Below are 20039 nucleotides of genomic sequence, written 5' to 3'. Positions count from 1 at the left end.
GCCGATTCACTGCCACCAGCGCAGCCAGCGGCTGCGCAGGGCCTGGCGCCAGTTGACGCGCGTGAAGAGCCACACCCCCAGCAGCAGCAGGCATTGGCTGACGACGAAGTAGATCCCCCCGGCCAGGCCGCTGAGCTGCAGTTCCAGCTGGCGTCCTGCATAGGCGCCGCCGATCACGGCGACCGTGTAGCTGATGAATCGCCCCACGAAGAAGGGCCAGGCCAGCAGGCGCAGCGGCGCTCGCGCCAGGCCGTAGGCCAGGAAGAGCACATTGGAGGGCAGGGGGCTGATGGCGAAGGCCAGGAACGCCAGGGTGCTGGCGCGTTCATGGCCCTTGATGGCATCGGCCACCTCGTGCATGTTGGCGCGCATGGCGGGGCGCATCCAGCGGCTGGCGCTGATGCGCTGGGCGGAGCGGGCCAGCATCAGCCGTCCACAGGTGGCCGCGACGGCCGCCACGCCCGCAATGGCCAGCGGCGCGGTGCCGGGCTGCTGCAGGGCGTAGAAAGCCAGCAGCATCCAGGTCGGCGGGGCGAAGGCCGGCATGGCATTGAGCACGAAGACGCCGCCTGCCAGCAGCAGCAGGCTGAACTCAGGCATGGGCGGCTCCCTGCAGGCCTGCCGCGGTGGGCGCCAGCAGCTCGACCAGGCGCTGGCCGGCGCGGCCCAGGGGGCGGTCCAGGCGCTGCACCAGCCAGGGGGTGAAGCGGTAACGCGAGCCGCCCTCGTAGGCCAGCTCCTGCAGCGCGCCGCTGGCCAGGGGCTCGTCCGCCAGGTAGCGCGGAATCCAGCCGAAGCCCATGCCCATCAGCAGGGCCTGGCGCTTGGCCATGAAGCCGGAAAGATAGAAGACACGCTCACCGCCGAACATGTGCCGATCATCGCCGCGTTCGCTGCTGTCCTGGACACTGAGCTCCACATGGGACTGCAGCTCGGCCAGTGTGGCCGGCCGCCCCAGCTTGGCCAGGGCGTGCTCCGGCGCGACGCACAGCACGCATTCCACCTCCGGCAAGGCCAGTGCCCTGCACTGGGCGTTGGGCTCGTACTCCTTCACCAGCATCAGGTCGGCGTGGTCCTTGTCGAAGCGGTACTGCACGCCGTGCAGAAACTCGATCTTGAGCTGGATGCGCGTGGGAATGCCCTCGAGGGCCAGTTGCTTGAGGGCCCGCAGGGTGTCCGCCTGCGGCAGGATGCCATCGACCACCACCAGCAACCTCGGCTCCCAGCCCGTGGCCAGCTGCTGGGCCAGGGCCTCCACTTGGTGTGCATGCTGCAGCAGGCGCCGGCCCTCATTGAGCACGGCCTCGCCCTGGGGGGTCAGGCGCACGCGGTAGCCGCTGCGGTCCAGCAGAGGCAGGCGCAACTGCTCCTCCAGCTTCTTGACCTGGTAGCTCACCGCCGAGGTGACCTTGTGCAGGTGGTCGGCGGCCTGCGCATAGCTGCCGGTGCGGACCACGGCATCCAGGGCGGCGAGGGCGTCCAGGTCCAGCTTCATGATCTATTTTCTTGAATGAGTTCCGCAAAGAAATTCGCTTTCTTCGAATTTGAGCCCCTAGAAGAATCAGGGTCAATCCACCCTTGCGCCTATTCGACGAAATCAGGAGACCCCATGAGCCAGATCAATCCCTGCGGCCTTCGCGGCATCGAGTTCACCGAGTTCTGCGGCCCGGATCTGCAGCACCTGGAGTCCCTGTTCTGGGCCTTCGGCTTTTCCAAGCTGCGCCGCCATGCGTCCAAGGACATTGCCTACTTCCGCCAGAACGACATCCACTTCCTGCTCAACGGCGAGCGCGAGGGCCATTCGGCCCAGTTCGCCCGTCGCCACGGCCCGGCCATCAGCGCCATGGGCTGGCGGGTGGACGACGCCCAGGCCGCCCTGCAAGCGGCGGTGACGCGCGGCGCGGTGGAGGTGCCGGCCGCGATGAAGGACCACCCCTATCCGGCCGTGTGGGGCATTGGCGAGAGCGTGATCTATTTCATCGACGCATCCGCCTGGGGCACGTCTGCGCTGTCCCTCTACGAGCGCGATTTCGTGGCCCTGGAGCAGCCGCTGGTCCAAGCTGACAAGGGCTTCCTGGTGGTGGACCACCTGACCAACAACGTGCCCCCCGGCGAGCAGGACAAGTGGGCGGACTTCTACCGCGACATCTTCGGCTTCACCCAGGTCCGCTACTTCGACATCCAGGGCGTCAAGACCGGCTTGACCAGCTTCGCGCTGCGCTCGCCGGATGGCTCCTTCTGCATCCCCATCAACCAGCCCAAGGATGACAAGGATCAGATCGCCGAGTACCTGCGCGAATACAAGGGCCCCGGCGTGCAGCACCTGGCCTTCCTGACCCGCGACATCCTGGCCTCCCTGGACGCGCTGAAGGGCAGCCCCATCGAGACCCTGGAGATCGATGCGGACTACTACCGCGAGGTCTTTGCGCGCGTGCCCGGCGTGCGCGAGGACCATGCCCGGTTGGAGCAGCACCAGGTGCTGATCGATGGCGACGAGCAGGGCTATCTGCTGCAGATTTTCACCAAGAACATCATCGGCCCCATCTTCATCGAGATCATCCAGCGTGCGAACAATCTGGGCTTCGGCGAAGGCAACTTCGGGGCCCTGTTCCGTTCGCTGGAGAAGGACCAGGAGCGTCGCGGCCTGATCTGAGCTTCGCACAAAGGCGCCTGCGGCGCCCATCGTTCGCGGCAAGGCGCCCGGCGACGCCAAGGTGTCAGCGTGCGCGACGGCGGGCGGCGCTAGCCTTGGCGCCAGTCGGAGCCCTGTCCATGAAGAAGACCAGGCCGAGATCCGCCCGCTGTTGTGCATGACCCTCGAGGACGAGGATCTCGAGATCCTGGAATGCGCGGACGCTGCCACCGGTGAGATCCTGGCCCGCGAAGGCCGGCTGGATGCCGGCGTGCTGGACGTCATGATGCCCGGTCTCTTGGACGGCCTGGAGTTGTGCCGTCGGCTGAAGGCGGATCCGGTGCTGTCCGGCATCAAGGTGCTGATGGTCAGCGCGCGCGGGCATCGCAATGATGTGCTGATCGGCCGCCAGGCCGGTGCGGACGAGTACCTGATCAAGCCCTTCAGCCCCGCCCGCCTGGCCGAGCAGCTGCACCGCTGGTTCGACGAGCCGCCACCGCTGCAGCCCGACATCGCCGTCTGAGTCCCGCCGGCCGGCCCGCAGGGTCAGGCCTCGGGCAAATACCGAGCGCCTCATTCGTGACATATGTCGCGCCCCGGGGCCATCTGGTGCCGGGATCAAGTCCGCGTCAGGATTAACCCCTTGGTCAGCCTCTGCGAGCTTTGCGACGCTTCGCCCCGTCTCATTCCAGCCACCCCGCTTGAAAGGTGCGTGATGCGCAAGCAGTTGTTGCTCATTGAGTCCCGGACAGATATTCGCAGCTTCCTGCGAGCCCGCCTCGAAGCCGAGGATGTTGACATCCTGGAATGCGCCGACGCCGCCACCGGCGAGATCCTGGCGCGCAGCTGCCGCCCGGACGCCGTGGTGCTGGACCGTTTCATGCCCGGCCCCATCGACGGCATGGAGCTGTGCCGCCGCATCAAGGCCGACCCCAGCCTCTGGCGCACGCGCATCCTGATGCTGGGCGCTGACCAGTTCGAGGACATCGTCATCGACCTGGCCGAAGGTGCTGATGAGTACCTGCCCCAGTCTTGCGCGCCGGAGCATGTCCAGCAGCAGCTCTCGGCCTGGCTGGAAGACGTGCCCGAGACCATTCTCGATATCTCGCTGTAACTGCGGCGCCCTATCATGGGCCGCATGAAGCTGGCCCTGATCGCCCACGATGGCAGGAAAAAGGAGATGGTGGCCCTGGCCGGGGAGTTCCTCGGCCTGCTGGGCCGCTGTACGCTGATGGCCACTGGCACCACGGGCGGCCGGCTGCAGGGCGAATGCGGCCTGCAGGTCGAGTGTCTGCTCTCGGGCCCGCTGGGCGGTGACCTGCAGATCGGCGCGCGGCTGGCCGTGGGCGAGGTGGATGCCGTGGTCTTCCTGCGCGACCCCATGACCCCGCAGCCACACGAGCCGGACATCAACGCGCTGGTCCGCGCCTGCGATGTGCACGACGTGCCCTGTGCCACCAATGTGGCCAGCGCCCGGCTGATGCTGCAGGCGCTGCAGGACCGACTGGGGCCGCGCTAGCCTCGCTCAGCCCAGCGTCCGCTTCAGGAACGCGACGCTGCGTTCCCAGGCCAGCGTGGCGGCGGCGGCATCGAACACCTCCGGGCGTGCCTCGTTGAAGAAGGCGTGGTCCGCCTCGTAGTGAAAACACTCGGGCTGCTGGCCGGCGGTCCGCATGGCCTGCTCCAGCTGTGCCGCTGCCGCGGGCGTGCACCAGTCGTCCCGCGTGGCGAAGTGGCCCTGGAAGGGCTTGCGGATGCGGGCCGGGTCGGCAAAGCCGGCGGGCGGAATGCCGTAGAAGCACACGGCCGCGTCGAGCTCGGGCACGTGCACCGCGGCCGCGACGGTCAGCGCGCCGCCCATGCAGAAGCCCAGGGCGCCCACCTTGCGTCCCGCCGCAGCCAGGTGCTGGACCGCGCCGCGCAAGTCCTGGTGGGTGGCATCAGGGAAGTCCAGTCCGTTCATCAGGTGGCTGGCTTTGTCCGCACTGCTGGCCAGGCGGCCGCGGTAGAGGTCTGGCGCGAGGGTCTCGAAGCCGGCAGCCGCGAAGCGGTCGGCCACCGCGCGGATATGGTCGTTGAGCCCCCACCATTCCTGGATCAGCACAAGCCCCGGTGCCCCCGGTGCGGCAGGGGCGAGGTAGGCGGCGCTGTGCTGGCCGTCGGGGCGCTTGAATTCGATCATCTGTCCCATGGGGTCTCCTGCGGGGCCGCGGTGGCGGCTGGCTCGCTATCATCGCACCGGCCCGCCCATGTCGCGGGGCCGCCAGGGCCGGGCATTGCACCCGCCCGTCGTCGGGACCGCCTCGCCCTTGAGCGAGGCGAGCGTGGCCTCGCGGGGTGCGGGGCGGCCGTGGAGGACATGCATGAGTTTGCATGAGCAGCTGTATCGTTGGACGGCCGAGCAGGGCCTGGACGAGGCCCGCGCGCGGCGCCTGTGGACCCTCAGCGGTCTGGGCCAGGCTCCGATCGACGTGCTGGGGCGCCTGCGCCTGGGCGCGGCCGCGCTGGCCGCCGGCCTGCTGGGCCTGGGCACGATGATGTGGGTGGCCGCGAACTGGGGCGAGCTGCCGCGCAGCACCCGCTTCCTGCTGTTGCAAGGCCTGCTGGCCGCCTCCCTGCTGGGGGCCTGGACACAGCCCGTGTGGCGCGGTGCTGCCGGCCTGCTGGCCCTGCTGAGCCTGGGCGGCCTGCTGGCCCTCTTCGGCCAGACCTATCCCACGGGGGCCGATGCCTGGCAGCTCTTCGCCCTGTGGGCCGCGCTGGCCCTGCCCCTGTGCTGGGGGGCGCGCAGCGAGCTGGTCTGGACGCCCTGGGTGATGGTGGTGGTCACCGGCATCAGCCTGTGGACCCACACGCACGCTGGCTTCCAGTGGCAGGCCTCGACGGCCACGCTGGGGGTGCATGCCTGCGGCTTCCTGGCCTTCGCGTTGCTGTGCGCGGGCATGGCCCTCAAGCCGCCCACGCCCGGCGTGCAGCCCTGGGCCTGGCGGGCGGCGGTGCTGCTGGGTGTGGTCGCGCTGTCGGCCACGGCGCTGGGCAGCCTGTTCGCGAGTCATGTGCAGCCACAGTATCCGCTGGGCCTGCTGGTGCTGGCCGGCGGCCTGGTGGCGGCCTGGCGCTGGCGTGAGGTTTATGCCCTCAGCGCGCTGGCCCTGGCCCTGGACACCCTGCTGCTGAGCGGCCTGGGCCGGCTGATGCTCAAGGGACAGCACGGCGAGCCCCTCGGCGCCATGCTGCTGCTGGGCCTGGTCGCCGCGGGCCTGCTGACGGCCAGCGTGCAGCTGATCCTGCGGCGCGTGCGAGCGCAGGGCGGGACTGAGGAGGTCGCCGTATGAGCACGCCCTCCCAGCCTGACTGGATGCTGCAGGCACAGCAGCAGGGTCTGCTGCCGCCCGGTGCCGGCCTGCCCAAGACAGACAGGCCCTGGCCGGTGAAGCTGCTGACGGCCCTGGGCGCCTGGCTGGCCGTCATCCCCTTCCTGATCTTCCTGGCCCTGCTGCTGGGCCGGGCCTGGGAGCATGGCCCCACAGCCTACGTGACCGGCCTGGTGCTGCTGGCCGCCAGCGTGGGCCTTTTGCGCGCCGGCAGCGCAGGTCGCTTCCTGGAGCAACTGGCCCTGCCCCTGCTGATGCTGGGCCTGGGCAGCCTGGGCTATGCGCTGGGCCGCGACCTGCCCCATCGCGCGGCGCCGGCCCTGGGCCTGCTCATCTGTGCGGGCCTGGTGCTGGCCCTGCCGCGGCACTGGCTGCGCCTCATCCTGGGCATGGCGGGCGCCTGGCTCTGCATGGCGCTGGTGCAGGGGCCGCACTGGGTCGCGAGCGACCTCGCGCCGCTGTGGTGGTCGGTCTATCTCAGCCTGGGACTGTGGGGCCTCGCCCAGGCCTGGCTTCATGCACAGGGGCTGCGCGCCTCGGGCGCTGCCTCGGCGGCCTTGGCAGAGCCCGTGATCCAGGGCTGGGGCCTGGGCCTGCTGCCGGTCCTGGTTTGGCTGTCCGGCCCCACGTTCCTGATGGGTGGGGCACTGGGGTCAGGTCTTGCCCGGGAGCTGCATGCGGTCTTCGGCGCGCATCTGTGGGCCTCGGGGCGGATGGGGCCGGCCACGCTGTCGGTGCTGGCCGCCGTGCTGGGTCTGCTGGCCCTGCCGCGCGCCTGGCCGGCCCTGCGCCAACTGCGTCTGCTTTTGCCCGGCCTGCTGCTGGCCGCCCTGGCCTTCGTACTGCCGGCGCTGGGTGCCTGCCTGCTGATTCTCAGCCTGGCCCTGGTTCGCGGTCGGCGCGTGCTGGCCCTCAGTGCGGCCGGCGTGGCCCTGTGGGTGCTGGGCAGCTTCTACTACCGGCTGGATGTGCCGTTGGCCGACAAGGCCCTGATCCTCGCGGCCTCGGGCGCCGCGCTGGGCGCCTGGCTGTGGCTGACGACCGGGCGCCGCCCGAGACCGGCCGGCTTCGAGATGCCGAGCGGTGCGGCTCGCTGGACCATTCCCTTGTGCGGCCTGCTGAGCCTGGGCCTGGTCAACGCCCTGGTCTGGCAGAAGGAGCAGCTCATCGCACAGGGGCGGCCGGTCTTCGTGAAGCTGGCTCCCGTGGACCCCCGGTCGCTGATCCAGGGTGACTACATGCGCCTCAACTTTGCCCTGCCGACCCTGCCTCCCGTGGCCGAGCTCGCCGGCCCCTGGCGTGCGCGGCCCCGCCTGGAGGCTCAGCTGGACGCTCGCGGCGTGCTGACCGAGGTGCGCCTGCTGGCGCCGCAGGAAGCGCCGGCGGCCGGCAGCCAGCTGTTGGCCCTGAGCCCGGTCAACGGCCAGTGGACCCTGGTCAGCGATGCCTGGTACTTCCAGGAAGGCCAGGAGCCGTTGTTCCGGGCCGCAGCCTATGGTGAGTTCCGCGTGCTGCCCGATGGTCGCGCCCTCCTCGTGGGCCTGGCCGACAGGAACCTGCGCCGGCTGCCCTGAGGAGCAGCTGTCAGCACTCCTCGGGCTCGCCGCCGTCCAGCATCAGGTCGATCAGCTGGTGCAGGAAGTCCAGGGCCTCCTCGGCCGTGGCGAAGTAGTACTCGCCGCCGAGGTCCGCCGCGTCACCATCGGGGCCGATGTGGGCCAGGCCCCAGCCTTCGGCGCCGCCCCCGATGGCCAGCACCGCGAAGCTGCCGGGCGGCAGGTCGCGGGCGCTGCCGCTGGTGATGCGGATGTCCTTGCCGCGGTAGGTCTGGAAGCGTTTGAGGGGCTGGTACATGCCTGCGATTGTCGGCGCTGCGCGGCGCTTCGGCCGCAGCCTATAGTCGCGGCATCTTCAATTCGGGAGCCCTGGCCATGAAAGCCATCTGGAACGGCGTGATCCTCGCCGAGAGCAACGACACCGTGCTGGTGGACGGCAACCACTACTTCCCCGAGGCCTCGCTGAACAAGACGTACACCAGCTTCAGCAACCACCGCAGCAGCAGCGAGAAGGGCCAGGCTCAATACCTGAGCCTGCTGGTCAACGGCGAGTTCAATCCGGACGCCGTGTGGTTCTACGCCGAGCCCACCGAGGCCTTTGCCGCCATCAAGGGCCGCGTGGCCTTCTGGAAGGGCGTGCAGATCACGGACTGAGCCCGTGCGCGCCGCCGCGGCTCAGTGGCGCTGCCGCCATTGCTCCAGCCAGGCCGTCAGGTCGTCGAAGGGCATGGGCCGGCTGATGCCATAGCCCTGGCCGCAGTGGCAGCCCAAGTCCAGCAGGCGCTGCCAGCAGTCCGTCGTCTCCACGCCCTCGGCCACCAGGCCGATGTCAAGGGAGCGGCAGAACACCACCAGGCTGGTAACCAGGGACAGGTCGAACTGGCTCTGGCCCAGCGTGATGATGTAGGACTTGTCGATCTTGATCTCCTTGACGGCGAATTCGCGCAGATAGCCGAAGGAGGTGAAGCCGGCGCCGAAGTCGTCGATGGACAGCTCGATGCCCTCCGCCGCCAGCGCATCGATCACCCGGCGCGCCTGCACCGGGTTGGCGATCAGCGCGGTCTCGGTGAGCTCCAGCGTCAGCTGCTGGGGCTTCACGGTGTACTCCCTCAGTACGGCCAGAAGCTGATCGACGAAGTCCGGGTACTCCAGGATGCGCGCCGAGATGTTGATCGCCACATGCGCCTCCTCAGGGCGGGCAGGCAGCCGGTGCAGTTGGCCCAGCACGCGGTTGAAGGTCTCCAGGGTGAAGCGCGGCAGCAGAGGGGAAGGTTCGACGGCCGCGATGAACACGTCCGGCGGCACATTGCCGAACTTGCGGTGCTGCCAGCGCGCCAGCACCTCGAAGCCGAGGATGCGCCCATCGCGCAGGTCGATCTTGGGCTGCCAGTGCCAGTCCAGCTCGCCACGGTCCAGGGCCAGCTCCAGGTCGCCCAGCAGCATCAGGCGATCGGTGAAGTTGCTGCTCTTGGGCTCCAGGTCGTCGTAGATGACGGCCTTCTCGACGCCCTTCTTGGCGCGGTACATGGCGTTGTCAGCGCGGCTCAGCAGGGTGTTGGGATCCTGGCCGTGCTGCGGGCACAGGGCGATGCCCGCCGAGGCGCCGACGCGAAGCACGTCCGGCCCTAGCACAAAGGGCTGTTCCAGCAGCTTCACCACCTTCTGCGCCATGGCCTGGGCCACTTCCAGCGAATGCACGCCGTGCAGGATCATGGCGAATTCATCGCCGCCCAGGCGCGCGACGGTGTCGGCCTCGCGCACGCTGTCCGCCAGGCGGCGCGAGACCTCCACCAGCAGCCGGTCCCCGACGACATGGCCGCGCATGTCGTTGACCTCCTTGAATCGGTCCAGGTCGAGCATCAACACCGCGAAGGGATCGACCTTGCGCCGGTGGATCATGCAGAACTGCTCCAGGCGGTCGAAGAACACATGGCGGTTGGGCAGGTCGGTCAGCGCGTCGTGCAGGCTCTTGTGCAGCAGGTCCTGCTCGGCCTGGCGCAGCCGCGCCTGCACCTGGATCCACTTGAGGCCCTCGTCGATCGCGCTGCTGACCTTGTCGGTGGAGAGGTCCACCTTTGAGAGGTACTCGCGGATGCCCAGCTTGATGGCGTCCGCCGCGGTCTTTTCGCTTCCGCCGCCCGTGACCGCCACGACCACGCAGTCGGCGCCCACGCTTTCCCAGATGTCGGGCAGCAGATCGCGGCCGTCGCCGTCGTCCAGCTTGAAGTCCAGGAAGATGAAGGAGAAGCGCACCTTGCGCTCGCGCAGCTCGGCCAGGGCGCCAGACTTGGACGAGGCTTCGGCAATGTGGATGGGCCTCTTGTAGCGCTTGAGCATGCGCGCCAGGCGTTCGCGGTCAACGTCGTCGTCATCGACCAGCAGGGCGTAGATCTCACCGCTCTCGGAACTGCTCAGCGCTTCCATGTGAGGCTCCGGGTCAGGGCAGGCAGACCGAGGCGGAGTACTTGTCGAGGAAGCTGGCCAGCAGCGCGAACTGCGGGCCCACGGCCGACTTCACCATGAAGCCGGCCACGTTCTCGTTGTAGGCGCGGGCGCGGTCGGCGTCTCGGGCCGATGTGGTCAGCACAAAGACCACGGTCCGCTTCAGTACCGGGTCCTTGCGCAAGACCTCCAGAAACTGGAAGCCGTCCATGCGCGGCATGTTCAAGTCCAGCAGCACGAGGAAGGGGCTGCTCAGGCGCCGCGTGGGATGCTGGTTGCGCAGGATCTCCAGGGCCACGAGGCCGTCCTCGGCGATGACGGTGTTGCAGTGGATGCTCAGCTTCTTGAAGCTGCGAAGCACGCCTTCGGTGGCCACGTCGTCGTCGTCCACGAGCAGCACACTGAAGGGGGCGATGGTCGGGAGTTGCTGAGTATTGTCGGCGTTAGTCATCGTCGACCTCCTTCATGACGATGCGGGGCCAATGGACACGGAAGCAGGCGCCGCCGAGCAGGCCCTGCCGGCTGGTGACAATGGTGCCGCCGTGGGCGTTGATCATGCGTCGCGTCACCGCCAGCCCGACGCCGTGCCCTGCCGTCGTGGTGTTGGCGCGATGGAAGAGCTTGAAGATCCGTTCATCGGCCCCGGGGGGGATGCCCTGGCCGTCGTCCTCGATGCTGAAGACGTTGAAGCGGCCCTCCTCTCGCATCTGGATGAGGATGCGGCCCTTCGTCCCGCCGTGGTGCTTGACGGCATTGCTCACGAGGTTGCGCAGGCTGAGGCTCAGCGGCACGCGCGGGGTCGTGAAGGGCTGCCCTTGGACGTCCACCTCCACGTGGAAGTCCGGCGGAATGTGCACCAGCGACAGGACTTCCTCGACCAGCAGCTTGGGATCCACCGCCTCGAACCGCTGGTCGCGCTGGCCGGCGCGTGCGTAGTCCAGCAGGTCGTCGATCATGCGTTCGGCCCGCTCGATGCGGGTGGTGGCGCGCTCGAAATTCTGCTGCACCGCGGGCGTCAGGGCCGACTCGGGCAGGTCCTCGCGGATCCAGCTGAGCAGGTCGCCGATGCCGCGCAGGGGAGAGCGCAGGTCGTGCGAGGCCACGTAGGTGAACTCCTCCAGCTGGGCATTGGTCTGCTGCAGGGCCGCCTCGGCCTTCTTGCGCAGCGAGATGTCGCTGACCATGGCCAGGGCCTGGCGACCGTCGTGCATGTCCAGCATGGCCAGCGCGATCTCTACCGGGAACTCCTGCCCCGACTTGTGCAGGGCCGTGAGATCGCGGCCCGCGCCCATCCAGCGCTGCGTTGGCTGCCGGGCGTAGCCGTCGCGATGATGCACATGACCGGCCCGGTAGCGCTGCGGCAGCAGGACTTCCAGCGGCTGGCCCAGCAGGTCGCCGGCCGCATAGCCGAACTGCGCATCCAGCGCGGGATTGCTGAGCTTGATGCGACCCTGCTCATCGACGATGAGCAGGCCCTGCGGCATGGCCGCGAAGACCTGCTCGAACTGGCGCTGCATCTGGCGCCGCAGTGAGAGATCGGAGATGTAGGCCGCTGCGCAGAGCTGACCATCCAGCTGCATGGGCGCCAGCGCGATTTCCACCGGCACGGCGTGACCCTCGCGGTGCTGCGCGAACAGCTCGCGCCCGGCGCCCATGCGGCGCTGGCGCGGGTCGGCGAAGAACTCGGCCATCCAGCCGTCGTGATGTGACCGTGCGGCCTCCGGCAGCAGCTGCTCCAGGGGCTGGCCGATCAGTGAGACGGGCTCGTAGCCCAGCATCCGTGCCAGCGTGACATTGGTGTAGAGGATGAGGGCGGGGGGGGCGGCTCACCACCAGCACACCCACTGGCGCATGCTCAAGGACGGCACGCAACTCCCCGACGGACGGTGACAAACTCTGCTCAACGACCATGACCAACGCTCCCTGGAAGCGGGTTGCATGGACCCGCGTTCGTTTCAGGACCTTAGCCGCATTCCCGTGGGCGCACAAGCCTGAGTGTCCTGCCAGGGGCGTCGAAAGCCCCCATGGACAGGGCGGTCTGGGTGGTGCTACCTGGGCGGGTAAGCGTCCATCAAGGGGGCGATGGGGGATCGCTCACTACGGGACGGTCCCCATTTGCGGCTGAAGCACGCCCGTTCATCGGCGCAGCGGGGCCTGCTGGCTCAGCTGCGTGGCCAAAGCACCCACATCTTCAAGGGCTGCTTCATGCGCCCGGCCTGGGCCTCCGCCTCGGCGCCCCAGCCCCAGAAGAAGTCGGCGCGCACGGCGCCGACGATGGCGCTGCCGGTGTCCTGCGCCACGACCAGGCGGCGCAAGGGGGTGCTGCTGAGGGGCTCGGTGGCCTCCAGCCACACGGGCGTTCCATAGGGGATGCTGGCCTTATCGACCGCAATGGAGCGGCCCGGCGTCAGGGGCACGCCCTGCGCGCCCTTGGGACCCAGTTCGGGATCAGGCAATGCTTCCTCGCGGAAGAACACATAGCGCGGGTTGGCCCATAGCAACTCGGTCATGCGCGCCGGATTGCGTCGCGCCCAATCGCGGATCTGCGGCCAGGACGCCTCGCCGGGGCGCAGCTCGCCCTTGTCGATGAGGTAGCGGCCGATGGACTGGTAGGGCTGGTCGTTGTGACCCGCAAAGGCCAGCCGCAGCAGGCGGGTCTGTCCATCGGGCTCGCGCATCTGCACCCGGCCTGATCCCTGGATGTGCAGCACCAGGGCCTCCAGCGCGTCGTCCACATAGGCCAGCTCCAGCGGCCTGAGGCGCGCCTTCACCTCTGCATCGCCCTCGATCTGGGCGCGCGTGTAGAAGGGCTTGCGCTGGGCGAGGTCCGGCGGCACGCCGTGCAGGGGGATGCGGAAGGCGCCCTGCGGCTTGCGGGCCGCCTGCAGCAGGGGCTCGAAATAGCCGGTCACCAGGCCTTCGGTCTGTCCCTCCAGGCTCTCGACCCGCCAGGGCTGCAGGTGCTCGCGGAACCAGGCGCGCATCTCGATCTCGTCATGCGGGTTCGCGGCCAGCGCCTGGGCGCAGGCCTGGGCCCAGCCCGGCGCCGGCTTGCTACAGGAGCGAAGCATCGCGGGCCACGCGGCCAGGGTGCTGTCCTCGCTCCAGCCAGGCAGCTCGGTCCAGTTGGCCTGCACCCAGCGCGAACGCTCGCGCTGCATCACTGGGGCGCTGCCCTGGGGTGTCTCGACCGCTGGGATGCTCCGCGGGACGGTGACGGGCGCCGTCGGGGGCAGCTGCGTGCTGCTGCACGCGGTCAGCAGACCTAGAATCGCCGCGCCCAGCCAGCCTCGCCGGCCCCGGACTGGGGCGGTGGTGCAAGGGTGGGCCTGGAAGGAAGAGAAAGCGAACAACATGGGCGTGATTGTGCTGGAGGCCTTGGCGGCCCTGGGCCTGCTGATTTTCATCGTCTGGTGGACCATGTTCTCCGGCCGCAAGCGCGGCGAACGCGAGCTGCCGCCCGAGCAGGACGACAGCAGTCGCTGACGACAGCCTCGCCTGCGACCACCGTCCAATGTCGCAGGCGCAGATGCTCCCATCGGGGGCTGGCGAGGCCGGCCGCGAGCCGCTCCGTCATCGGCCGGCGGCGTCATCCGGGGGGAAGAGGAAGCTTCCGGGCGAACGGCGCAAGCGTCGCCAGATCGCGCGCCGCACGCGGGCCCGGTCCGCCAGCTGGATGCCGCGCGAGCGCAAGGCCACGCGGAAGGCGAGGGCGAAGCTCACCACCAAGTTCAGCACGCCGGTGCCCGCGATGCCCAGCACGCACAGCCAGAAGGGCGCGGTGAGTGCCACGCCCGGCCCCAGCGCGCCCACGGCCGCAGCCAACTGGCCCGTCGAGAGGGTCACGTGGCGCACCTCGATCGGCAGGCCGACGAACTGCAGCAGCGCCGGCACCAGACCCAGCATGAGGCCCAGGCTGATGTTGGCCGCCATGCCGGACACATTGGCCCGCCACCAGGCTGCCCAGGTCTGCGCCCGGCTGGATCCCAGGCGCGCCACGATGCGTGGGTTCCAGGCGATGGCGCTGTCCAGGCGATGGAAAACGAACCAGTTCTCCGCCCAGCCCGCGACCAGGCTGGAGATGAAGAGCAGCACGCCGGTGAAGGCCGCATAGAGCCAGGACGGCCCCAGCGCGGTGAGCGAATGCAGCGCGTAGTGCGCGTCCGTCTCGCCCACCAGGGGCTTGCCGGCCAGCAGCAGGGCCGCGCCCTGCACCAGCAGCACCAAGGGCGCCACGATGGCCAGGTTGCCCAGGATGCCGGCCACCTGCGAGCGCACCAGGTGCGCCACCTCATCGACGAAGCCGTCCAGGCCTTCGTCCGTGCCGATCTGGCTCAGCTTGTGAGCCATGGCCGGTGCCGTCATCGCCGGCTGCTTGGTGGCCACCGTCCAGTGCAGCAGATGGATGATCACAAAGCTCAGCGCATAGTTGGCGCCGGCCCAGAAGCCGGCCCAGAAGGCGCTGAGCCCCAGGGCCATCACCGCGAATTTCGCGAAGACGGTGCCGGCGATCACGGCGCCACCGCCGGCGGCGCGGCGCAGCATGTCGCGGTACTCCTTGCGGTCGCGGGTGATGTAGTGCTCGCCTGTCTCGGCGCTGCGCTCGGCCACCTTGCGGGCCAGCAGCGAGTAGTGGCGCGCGAAGAGTGTGCGCAGGCTGCGCCGCTCATGGGTCACGCGGATGAGGTCGGCGGTGAGCTGCAGCAGGCGCGGGGCTGGGTCTGGCGCGACCAGGCAGTCCATCAGGTCCTCGATGCGGCGCAGGCGCTCGGTGAGCTGCTCCACGTCGAAGATGATGTCCACCGAGACGCCGTAGGTTTCCAGGTGTTCGGGGACGGACCGCACCGCGCTGCGGCACTGGTCGAGCAGGGCGCGCAGGACCTGCAGCGCCTGGCGCAGGGCGGTTTCGTCCTGGCCGTCCAGGGCCTGGACGAACTGCTCGCTGGCGCGCGCCAGCTGCTCGAAGGGATGGCCCGCCAGCGTGTCCGCTCCCATGCGCAGGCGCAGAGGCCCGGACAGCCCGGCGGCGCGCACCGAGCTGACCAGCACTGTCAGCGCGTCCCGCATGGGCGCGCGCCAGCCCCCCTCGTCTTCCTGCGGGAATACCAGGGCCTGCAGGCGGGCCAGCAAGTCGCCGTCGATCTGGCGCAGCCAGGACTCGTCGGCGCTGTCCGGGAAGAGCTGCCCAAAGAGCTCCCCCAGCTCGGAGGTATCCACCGTGCCTGGCAGCAGGCGCTGGCGCAGGCGGTGGAAGACCTCGCCCCACAGGGCCATGCGCGGCGCGAAGCCGACGTCGGCAAAGAGGCCGATGGCATTGAGCTCGCTCCAGCAGCGGGCGATCACATCGCGCACCGCCGCCTGGTGCTCAGGGTGCCGCTCCAGCACATTGAGTAGGTGCTTCAGGCGCAGCAGGGGCAGGGGGGTGGCGTCGGCGGCGCGGGCGTCCTCCCGCGCGGTGGGCGCATGCCGCAGCCACTCCAGCAGGCGGGCCAGCCACAGATTGCGTGCCGGCAGCGAGGCGCGCGGATCGGCGGCATTGAGCAGGGCCGTGAGATCCCAGGCCGCGGCACTGCGCAAAAGGCGGCCTGCCATCAATGCAGTTGGCTGGCCTCGGCCAGTAGGAATTCAGGGATGTCGGCGTGGAAGACCTCGGCGTCCTCGCTGACGCAGAGGTAGCGGCCACGCATGGTGCCCTGGGGCGTGGCGATCTGCGCCCAGGAGCTGTAGCGGAAGCTCTCGCCCGGTTGCAGCAGCGGCTGGTGGCCCACGACGGCGAGGCCGCGCACGTCCTGCACGGCGCCCGCGGCGTCGGTGATGGTCCATTCCCGTGCGATCAGCTGGGCGGCGGTGTCACCGGCATTGGTGATGGTGATGGTGTAGCTGTAGGCATGCAGACCGCGATCGGGGTCGGTCTGCTCGTGCAGCGCGGCGACCTGCACCGTGCACTTGAATTCGAGATGGGCCATGCGATCCATTCTATGGACAGACGCCAAGACCCTGTCTGCAGTGCGATGTGCGTTTTTCGCACGGATGGGGCGGCCCGGTACATGGAGGCAGGGCCGCGCTTAAGCTCCGGCCCTTGCTTGACGCAGTGAAAGCACCGCCATGAACAAACGAATCCATGTGGCTGAGGACGGCCAGTCTCGCTGTGCCTGGTGTGAGGCTCCCGGCTTCGAGGCCTACCGTCACTACCATGACACAGAATGGGGATTCCCCGTCAGCGACGAGACGCGGCTGTTCGAGAAGCTGTGCCTCGAAGGCTTTCAGTCGGGACTCAGCTGGCGCACCATCCTGGCCAAGCGGGAGGCCTTCCGCGCGGGTTTCGCCGGGTTCGATCCCGCCAGGGTCGCGGCCTTCGATGAGTCCGACGTGCAGCGCCTGCTGGGCGACGCCGGCATCGTGCGCCATCGCGGCAAGATCGAGGCCGCCATCCACAACGCCCGCCTGGTGCCGGCCCTGCGTGAGGAGTTCGGCTCGCTGGCGGTCTTCTTCTGGGGTTTCGAGGAGACCGCCGCGCCCGAGGTGCCGGTGCGTGGCGAGTCCGAGACCTCGCGCCGCCTCTCCAAGACCCTGCGCGGCCGCGGCTTCAAGTTCGTCGGCCCCACCACTTGCTATGCCTTCATGCAAGCCATGGGCCTGATCAACGACCACGCCCCCGGCTGCGGCTGGCGCGCAAAGGCGGACGCGGCGCGGCAGGCTTTCACGCCGCCGCGTTGAGTGGGGCCTGCGCGGGTGGGGCGCTTTCGTAAAATCGCCGCTTCTTTCCCCCGGCCGCGCCAGGACCGGGGCCCGATTCCTTCCCGAGCACCGCCCGCCATGAGCCATCGCATCGCCCCCAGCATCCTCTCCGCCGACTTCGCCCGACTGGGCGAGGAGGTCCGCAATGTGCTGGCGGCCGGCGCCGACTGGATCCATTTCGACGTGATGGACAACCATTACGTGCCCAATCTGACCTTCGGTCCCATGGTCTGCGAGGCCCTGAAGAAGCACGCCGTCAAGCCCGATGGCACGCCCGCGCCCATCGATGTGCACCTGATGGTCCAGCCGGTGGACAGCCTGGCCCAGGCCTTTTGCAAAGCCGGCGCCGACCTGGTCAGCTTCCATCCCGAAGCCTCGGCCCACGTCGATCGCACCCTGCAGCTGATCAAGGGCGAGGGCAAGCAGGCCGGCCTGGTCTTCAATCCGGGCACGCCGCTGGATGTGCTGGAGTGGGTCATCGACAAGATCGACCTGGTCCTGATCATGAGCGTGAACCCCGGCTTCGGTGGCCAGAGCTTCATCCCCAGCGCGTTGAAGAAGCTGGAGAAGGCCCGCCGGATCATCGAGGCCAGCGGTCGCGACATCCGCCTGGAGATCGATGGCGGCGTCAAGGTCGATAACATCCGCCAGATTGCCGACGCCGGCGCCGACACCTTCGTCGCGGGCTCGGCCATCTTCGGCAAGCCCGACTACAAGGCCGTCATCGACGCCATGCGTGCGGAACTCGCGCGCTGAGGCGAGCGCCGGTCAGCCGGTTGCCGCCGTGGGGCGTTGAGGCACGATGAGCACCACCCCACGCCTCCTGCCCAACTTGCGACGCCTGGCCGCGCTGCTCGCGCTGCTGGGCGTTTTCCATGGCAGCGCCCAGGCCTTCCGCTGCAATACCTGGGTGATTGATCCGGGTCTGCGCAAGGCCGAGGTGCTGGGCAAGTGCGGCAACCCCTTCGCCCAGGACCAGCGCACCGAATACCGCGTCGTGCGCGCGCGCGAGACGGTCTGGAGCCGCCCCGTCAACGGCGGTCCGCCCGTGCAGACCGCTGTGGAGGTCGAACGCCAGGTGCCGGTGGTGATCGAGGAATGGGTCTACAACTTCGGCCCGCATCTGTTCATGCAGGCGCTGCGTTTCGAGAACGGGACGCTGGTCGAGGTGCGGGACCTGGGCTACGGCCACTGAATGCGGGCCTGGCGCCTGATGCCCAGCTGATGCCGGCGGCGCCGGCCGGCCTCGTTAGCATGGTCTGCGTTCTCCACGGGATGTCCTCCTGGCTTTCCCGTCCCTGCCGTGCGCCTGCTGACTTCTATACTCCCCGCCATGCCATGGGGCCGCAGGCCCCCATGCGAAGACCCATCGCCGCAAGACCTGACCCTCTCGGGGCGGATGCGCGGCGCCACCAGGTGCAGGGACATGACAGTCACGGGGACCGTTGCCGCCGCCAAGGACGGCAACGCGGTGCAGGCCAGGCCGCCTGCTGAACGCTTTGAGCTGGGGGAATGGCGGGTCGATCCTGCCGCCAACCGCCTGGTGCATGCCGCCGAGGGCGAGCAGTCCCTCGAGCCGCGCGCCATGGCCGTGCTGCTGGCCCTGTGCGAGGCTCCGGGCGAGGTGCTCAGCGCCGACGCCCTGCTGGTGCGCTGCTGGGGCGACGCCCTGGTCGAGGGCGGCCTGGGCGACAACCCCGTGCACAAGAGCATCAACCAGTTGCGCCGCGCCCTGGGCGACAGCGCCACCGCGCCCCGCTACATCGAGACCATACGCAAGCGCGGCTACCGCGTCATCGCGCCGGTGCGGGGCGGGCAGGGGCAGGCCCGCAGCGGCGCCTGGCAGGGGGGCTCCCCCTTTCGCGGCCTGCAGGCCTTCGATACCCGGCATGCCGAGGTCTTCTTCGGGCGCGAGCAGGCCACGCAGGAACTGCTGCGCAGCGTGACCTTGCAGATGGAGCGCCGGCACGGGCTGGTGCTGGTGCTGGGCCCCAGTGGCTCCGGCAAGACCTCGCTGGTCAGCGCCGGCCTGATCCCGGCCCTGTACCGCGAGCCCCTGGCCGGCCGCGGCTGCCTGCGCAGCCACTGCCAGCTGGACCTGGCCGACCTCTCCGGCGCCGTCCACGGTGAGGCGGCCCAGGAAGGGCGCACCCCCGTCTTTGCCCTGGCGCTGGCCGCCGCACTGCTGGACTGGGAGACGCCCGAGGGCGAGCCCCTGCTGGCCGGCTTCAATGCACATGACCTGGCACGCGCCTTGGGCGAGACGCCCGAGACCGTGCTGGCTGAGCTGCGCGCCGCCCTGCAGCGGTCTGCGGGCACCGGGCAGCCCTATGCGCTGCTCTTCATCGACCGTCTCGAGGCTCTGTTTCGCCCACCGCTGGGCGAGGAGGCGCAGCGCGAGCCCGCCTTGCGCCTGCTGCAGCAGCTGGCCGACAGCGGCAGCGTGCTGCTGGTCGCCGCCTGTCGCAACGATTACTACCCGCAGCTGGCCCAGCATCCGTGGCTGATGCGGGACAAGACCCAGGGCGGCCACCTGGACCTCGCGCCGCCCAGCCGCGCCGAGATCGCCCAGATGGTGCGACTGCCGGCCCGGGCCGCCGGCCTGAGCTTCGGCGTCGATCCAGCCACGCAGCAGCGCCTGGACGACCTGCTGTGCGACGCCGCCGCGGCCAGCCCCGACGCCCTGCCCCTGTTGCAGTACACCCTGGAGCAGCTCTACCAGCAGCGCAGCCCGCACGGCGAGCTCAGTTTCGCGGCTTACCAGGCCCTGGGCGGTGCCTCCGGGGGCATGGGTGGGCTGGAGGGCGTGATCGCCGAGCAGGCCGAGCAATTGATCCGTGGCCTGACGCCCGTGCAGCAGGCAGCGCTGCCGCATGTGCTGTCCCTGCTGGTGCTGGTGGGCGAGGACGAGTCCAGCCCCGTGGGTGGCCGCCGCGCCCTCTGGAGCGAGCTGCGCAGCGCCGCCGAGCGCGAGCTGGTGCGCGCGCTGGTGGATGCGCGCCTGCTGGTGAGCGAGCACAGTACCGAGTTCGCCCGCGAGGAGCCCTCCTTCCGCGTGGCCCACGAAGCCCTGCTGCGCCGCTGGCCCCGCGTGACCGACTGGATCGCCCAGCACCGCCAGGACCTGCAGACCCGCGCGCGGCTGCGCCAGCAGGTGCAGCGATGGGAGCAGGGCGGCCGGGCGGCCGAGTTTCTCTGGCCGCGCGGGCGGCAGTTGCAGGACGCCCTGGCCCTGCGTCGCCAGGGCCTGCTGGCGCTGGCCGATGGCGAGCAGCGTTTCCTCGACAGCTGCCAGCG

The 20039-nt window shown here is 69.5% G+C and carries 22 protein-coding genes; 12 read left to right on the top strand and 10 right to left on the bottom strand.

Annotated elements, in window-relative coordinates:
• Positions 1-6: 6 nt before the first annotated feature.
• Both H5407_RS20430 and H5407_RS20425 read right to left on the bottom strand, forming a co-directional pair.
• Positions 7-600: a hypothetical protein gene (locus H5407_RS20430; RefSeq protein ID WP_183106344.1), complete on the bottom strand. Its 594-nt coding sequence runs from the start codon at positions 598-600 to the stop codon at positions 7-9.
• Positions 593-1495 (bottom strand): LysR family transcriptional regulator, encoded by a 903-nt coding sequence (locus H5407_RS20425; RefSeq protein WP_183106343.1) that lies wholly within the window; start codon positions 1493-1495, stop codon positions 593-595. Before H5407_RS20425 ends, H5407_RS20430 begins: the two co-directional genes overlap by 8 nt.
• Before the next feature lie 114 nt (positions 1496-1609).
• On the opposite strand from H5407_RS20425, the gene hppD reads away from it, so the two are divergent.
• The 4 genes from hppD (at position 1610) to H5407_RS20405 (ending at position 4151) form a co-directional block, all read left to right on the top strand.
• On the top strand, positions 1610-2653 hold the full coding sequence (gene hppD, locus H5407_RS20420; protein ID WP_183106342.1) for a 4-hydroxyphenylpyruvate dioxygenase: 1044 nt from the start codon (positions 1610-1612) through the stop codon (positions 2651-2653).
• Between the two features lie 61 nt (positions 2654-2714).
• On the top strand, positions 2715-3155 hold the full coding sequence (locus H5407_RS20415; RefSeq protein ID WP_310737677.1) for a response regulator: 441 nt from the start codon (positions 2715-2717) through the stop codon (positions 3153-3155).
• 192 nt (positions 3156-3347) lie between these two features.
• Positions 3348-3746 carry a response regulator transcription factor gene (locus H5407_RS20410; RefSeq protein WP_183106340.1) on the top strand — a complete coding sequence of 133 codons (399 nt, stop codon included), beginning with the start codon at positions 3348-3350 and terminating at the stop codon, positions 3744-3746.
• 24 nt (positions 3747-3770) lie between these two features.
• Positions 3771-4151 carry a methylglyoxal synthase gene (locus tag H5407_RS20405; RefSeq protein ID WP_255501357.1) on the top strand — a complete coding sequence of 127 codons (381 nt, stop codon included), beginning with the start codon at positions 3771-3773 and terminating at the stop codon, positions 4149-4151.
• A 6-nt stretch (positions 4152-4157) separates the two neighbouring features.
• On the opposite strand, the gene H5407_RS20400 is transcribed toward H5407_RS20405, so the two are convergent.
• Positions 4158-4823 (bottom strand): dienelactone hydrolase family protein, encoded by a 666-nt coding sequence (locus H5407_RS20400; protein WP_183106338.1) that lies wholly within the window; start codon positions 4821-4823, stop codon positions 4158-4160.
• A gap of 172 nt (positions 4824-4995) precedes the next feature.
• On the opposite strand from H5407_RS20400, the gene H5407_RS20395 reads away from it, so the two are divergent.
• Positions 4996-5967 carry a DUF2157 domain-containing protein gene (locus H5407_RS20395; protein WP_183106337.1) on the top strand — a complete coding sequence of 324 codons (972 nt, stop codon included), beginning with the start codon at positions 4996-4998 and terminating at the stop codon, positions 5965-5967.
• Positions 5964-7580 (top strand): GDYXXLXY domain-containing protein, encoded by a 1617-nt coding sequence (locus H5407_RS20390; RefSeq protein WP_183106336.1) that lies wholly within the window; start codon positions 5964-5966, stop codon positions 7578-7580. The genes H5407_RS20395 and H5407_RS20390 overlap by 4 nt, the downstream gene beginning before the upstream one ends.
• A gap of 10 nt (positions 7581-7590) precedes the next feature.
• Here the strand turns inward: H5407_RS20390 and H5407_RS20385 are convergent, their stop codons facing one another.
• The gene (locus H5407_RS20385; RefSeq protein ID WP_183106335.1) at positions 7591-7860 is read right to left on the bottom strand and encodes a hypothetical protein; all 270 of its coding nucleotides are present in this window, start codon (positions 7858-7860) and stop codon (positions 7591-7593) included.
• Between the two features lie 77 nt (positions 7861-7937).
• On the opposite strand from H5407_RS20385, the gene H5407_RS20380 reads away from it, so the two are divergent.
• Entirely contained in the window at positions 7938-8216 is a 279-nt protein-coding gene (locus H5407_RS20380; RefSeq protein ID WP_183106334.1) for a DUF427 domain-containing protein, read from the top strand.
• Positions 8217-8237: 21 nt separating this feature from the next.
• Here the strand turns inward: H5407_RS20380 and H5407_RS20375 are convergent, their stop codons facing one another.
• From H5407_RS20375 to H5407_RS20360, 4 genes are all read right to left on the bottom strand, one after another.
• Positions 8238-9986 (bottom strand): EAL domain-containing protein, encoded by a 1749-nt coding sequence (locus tag H5407_RS20375; RefSeq protein ID WP_183106333.1) that lies wholly within the window; start codon positions 9984-9986, stop codon positions 8238-8240.
• Positions 9987-9999: 13 nt separating this feature from the next.
• Entirely contained in the window at positions 10000-10455 is a 456-nt protein-coding gene (locus H5407_RS20370) for a response regulator (RefSeq protein ID WP_183106332.1), read from the bottom strand.
• Complete coding sequence (locus H5407_RS24760; RefSeq protein WP_310737678.1) at positions 10448-11812, bottom strand: PAS domain S-box protein; 1365 nt, start codon at positions 11810-11812, stop codon at positions 10448-10450. Before H5407_RS24760 ends, H5407_RS20370 begins: the two co-directional genes overlap by 8 nt.
• 354 nt (positions 11813-12166) lie before the next feature.
• Positions 12167-13165 carry an MltA domain-containing protein gene (locus H5407_RS20360; RefSeq protein ID WP_310737676.1) on the bottom strand — a complete coding sequence of 333 codons (999 nt, stop codon included), beginning with the start codon at positions 13163-13165 and terminating at the stop codon, positions 12167-12169.
• 193 nt (positions 13166-13358) lie between these two features.
• Between H5407_RS20360 and H5407_RS24455 the strand changes: the two genes are divergently transcribed.
• Entirely contained in the window at positions 13359-13490 is a 132-nt protein-coding gene (locus tag H5407_RS24455) for a hypothetical protein (protein WP_255501355.1), read from the top strand.
• Positions 13491-13577: 87 nt separating this feature from the next.
• Here H5407_RS24455 and H5407_RS20355 read toward each other — a convergent pair whose 3' ends face one another.
• Together H5407_RS20355 and apaG are read right to left on the bottom strand one after the other, a co-directional pair.
• The gene (locus H5407_RS20355) at positions 13578-15596 is read right to left on the bottom strand and encodes a site-specific recombinase (RefSeq protein ID WP_183106330.1); all 2019 of its coding nucleotides are present in this window, start codon (positions 15594-15596) and stop codon (positions 13578-13580) included.
• Entirely contained in the window at positions 15596-15970 is a 375-nt protein-coding gene (gene apaG, locus H5407_RS20350) for a Co2+/Mg2+ efflux protein ApaG (protein WP_183106329.1), read from the bottom strand. The genes H5407_RS20355 and apaG overlap by 1 nt, the downstream gene beginning before the upstream one ends.
• Positions 15971-16109: 139 nt before the next feature.
• Between apaG and H5407_RS20345 the strand changes: the two genes are divergently transcribed.
• The 4 genes from H5407_RS20345 to H5407_RS20330 form a co-directional block, all read left to right on the top strand.
• Positions 16110-16721, top strand: coding sequence for a DNA-3-methyladenine glycosylase I (locus H5407_RS20345; RefSeq protein WP_183106328.1), 612 nt, complete (start codon positions 16110-16112; stop codon positions 16719-16721).
• Between the two features lie 99 nt (positions 16722-16820).
• Positions 16821-17498, top strand: coding sequence for a ribulose-phosphate 3-epimerase (gene rpe / locus H5407_RS20340; protein ID WP_183106327.1), 678 nt, complete (start codon positions 16821-16823; stop codon positions 17496-17498).
• Between the two features lie 46 nt (positions 17499-17544).
• Complete coding sequence (locus tag H5407_RS20335) at positions 17545-17937, top strand: DUF2845 domain-containing protein (RefSeq protein ID WP_183106326.1); 393 nt, start codon at positions 17545-17547, stop codon at positions 17935-17937.
• Between the two features lie 231 nt (positions 17938-18168).
• A partial coding sequence (locus H5407_RS20330) for a winged helix-turn-helix domain-containing protein (RefSeq protein ID WP_183106325.1) occupies positions 18169-20039 on the top strand: 1871 nt, incomplete at its 3' end.

The organism is Mitsuaria sp. WAJ17, assembly GCF_014174515.1.
Lineage (GTDB): Bacteria > Pseudomonadota > Gammaproteobacteria > Burkholderiales > Burkholderiaceae_C > Roseateles_B.
Note: the sequence above shows the minus strand (reverse complement) of the source record. Positions and strands in the feature narration are given on the sequence as shown.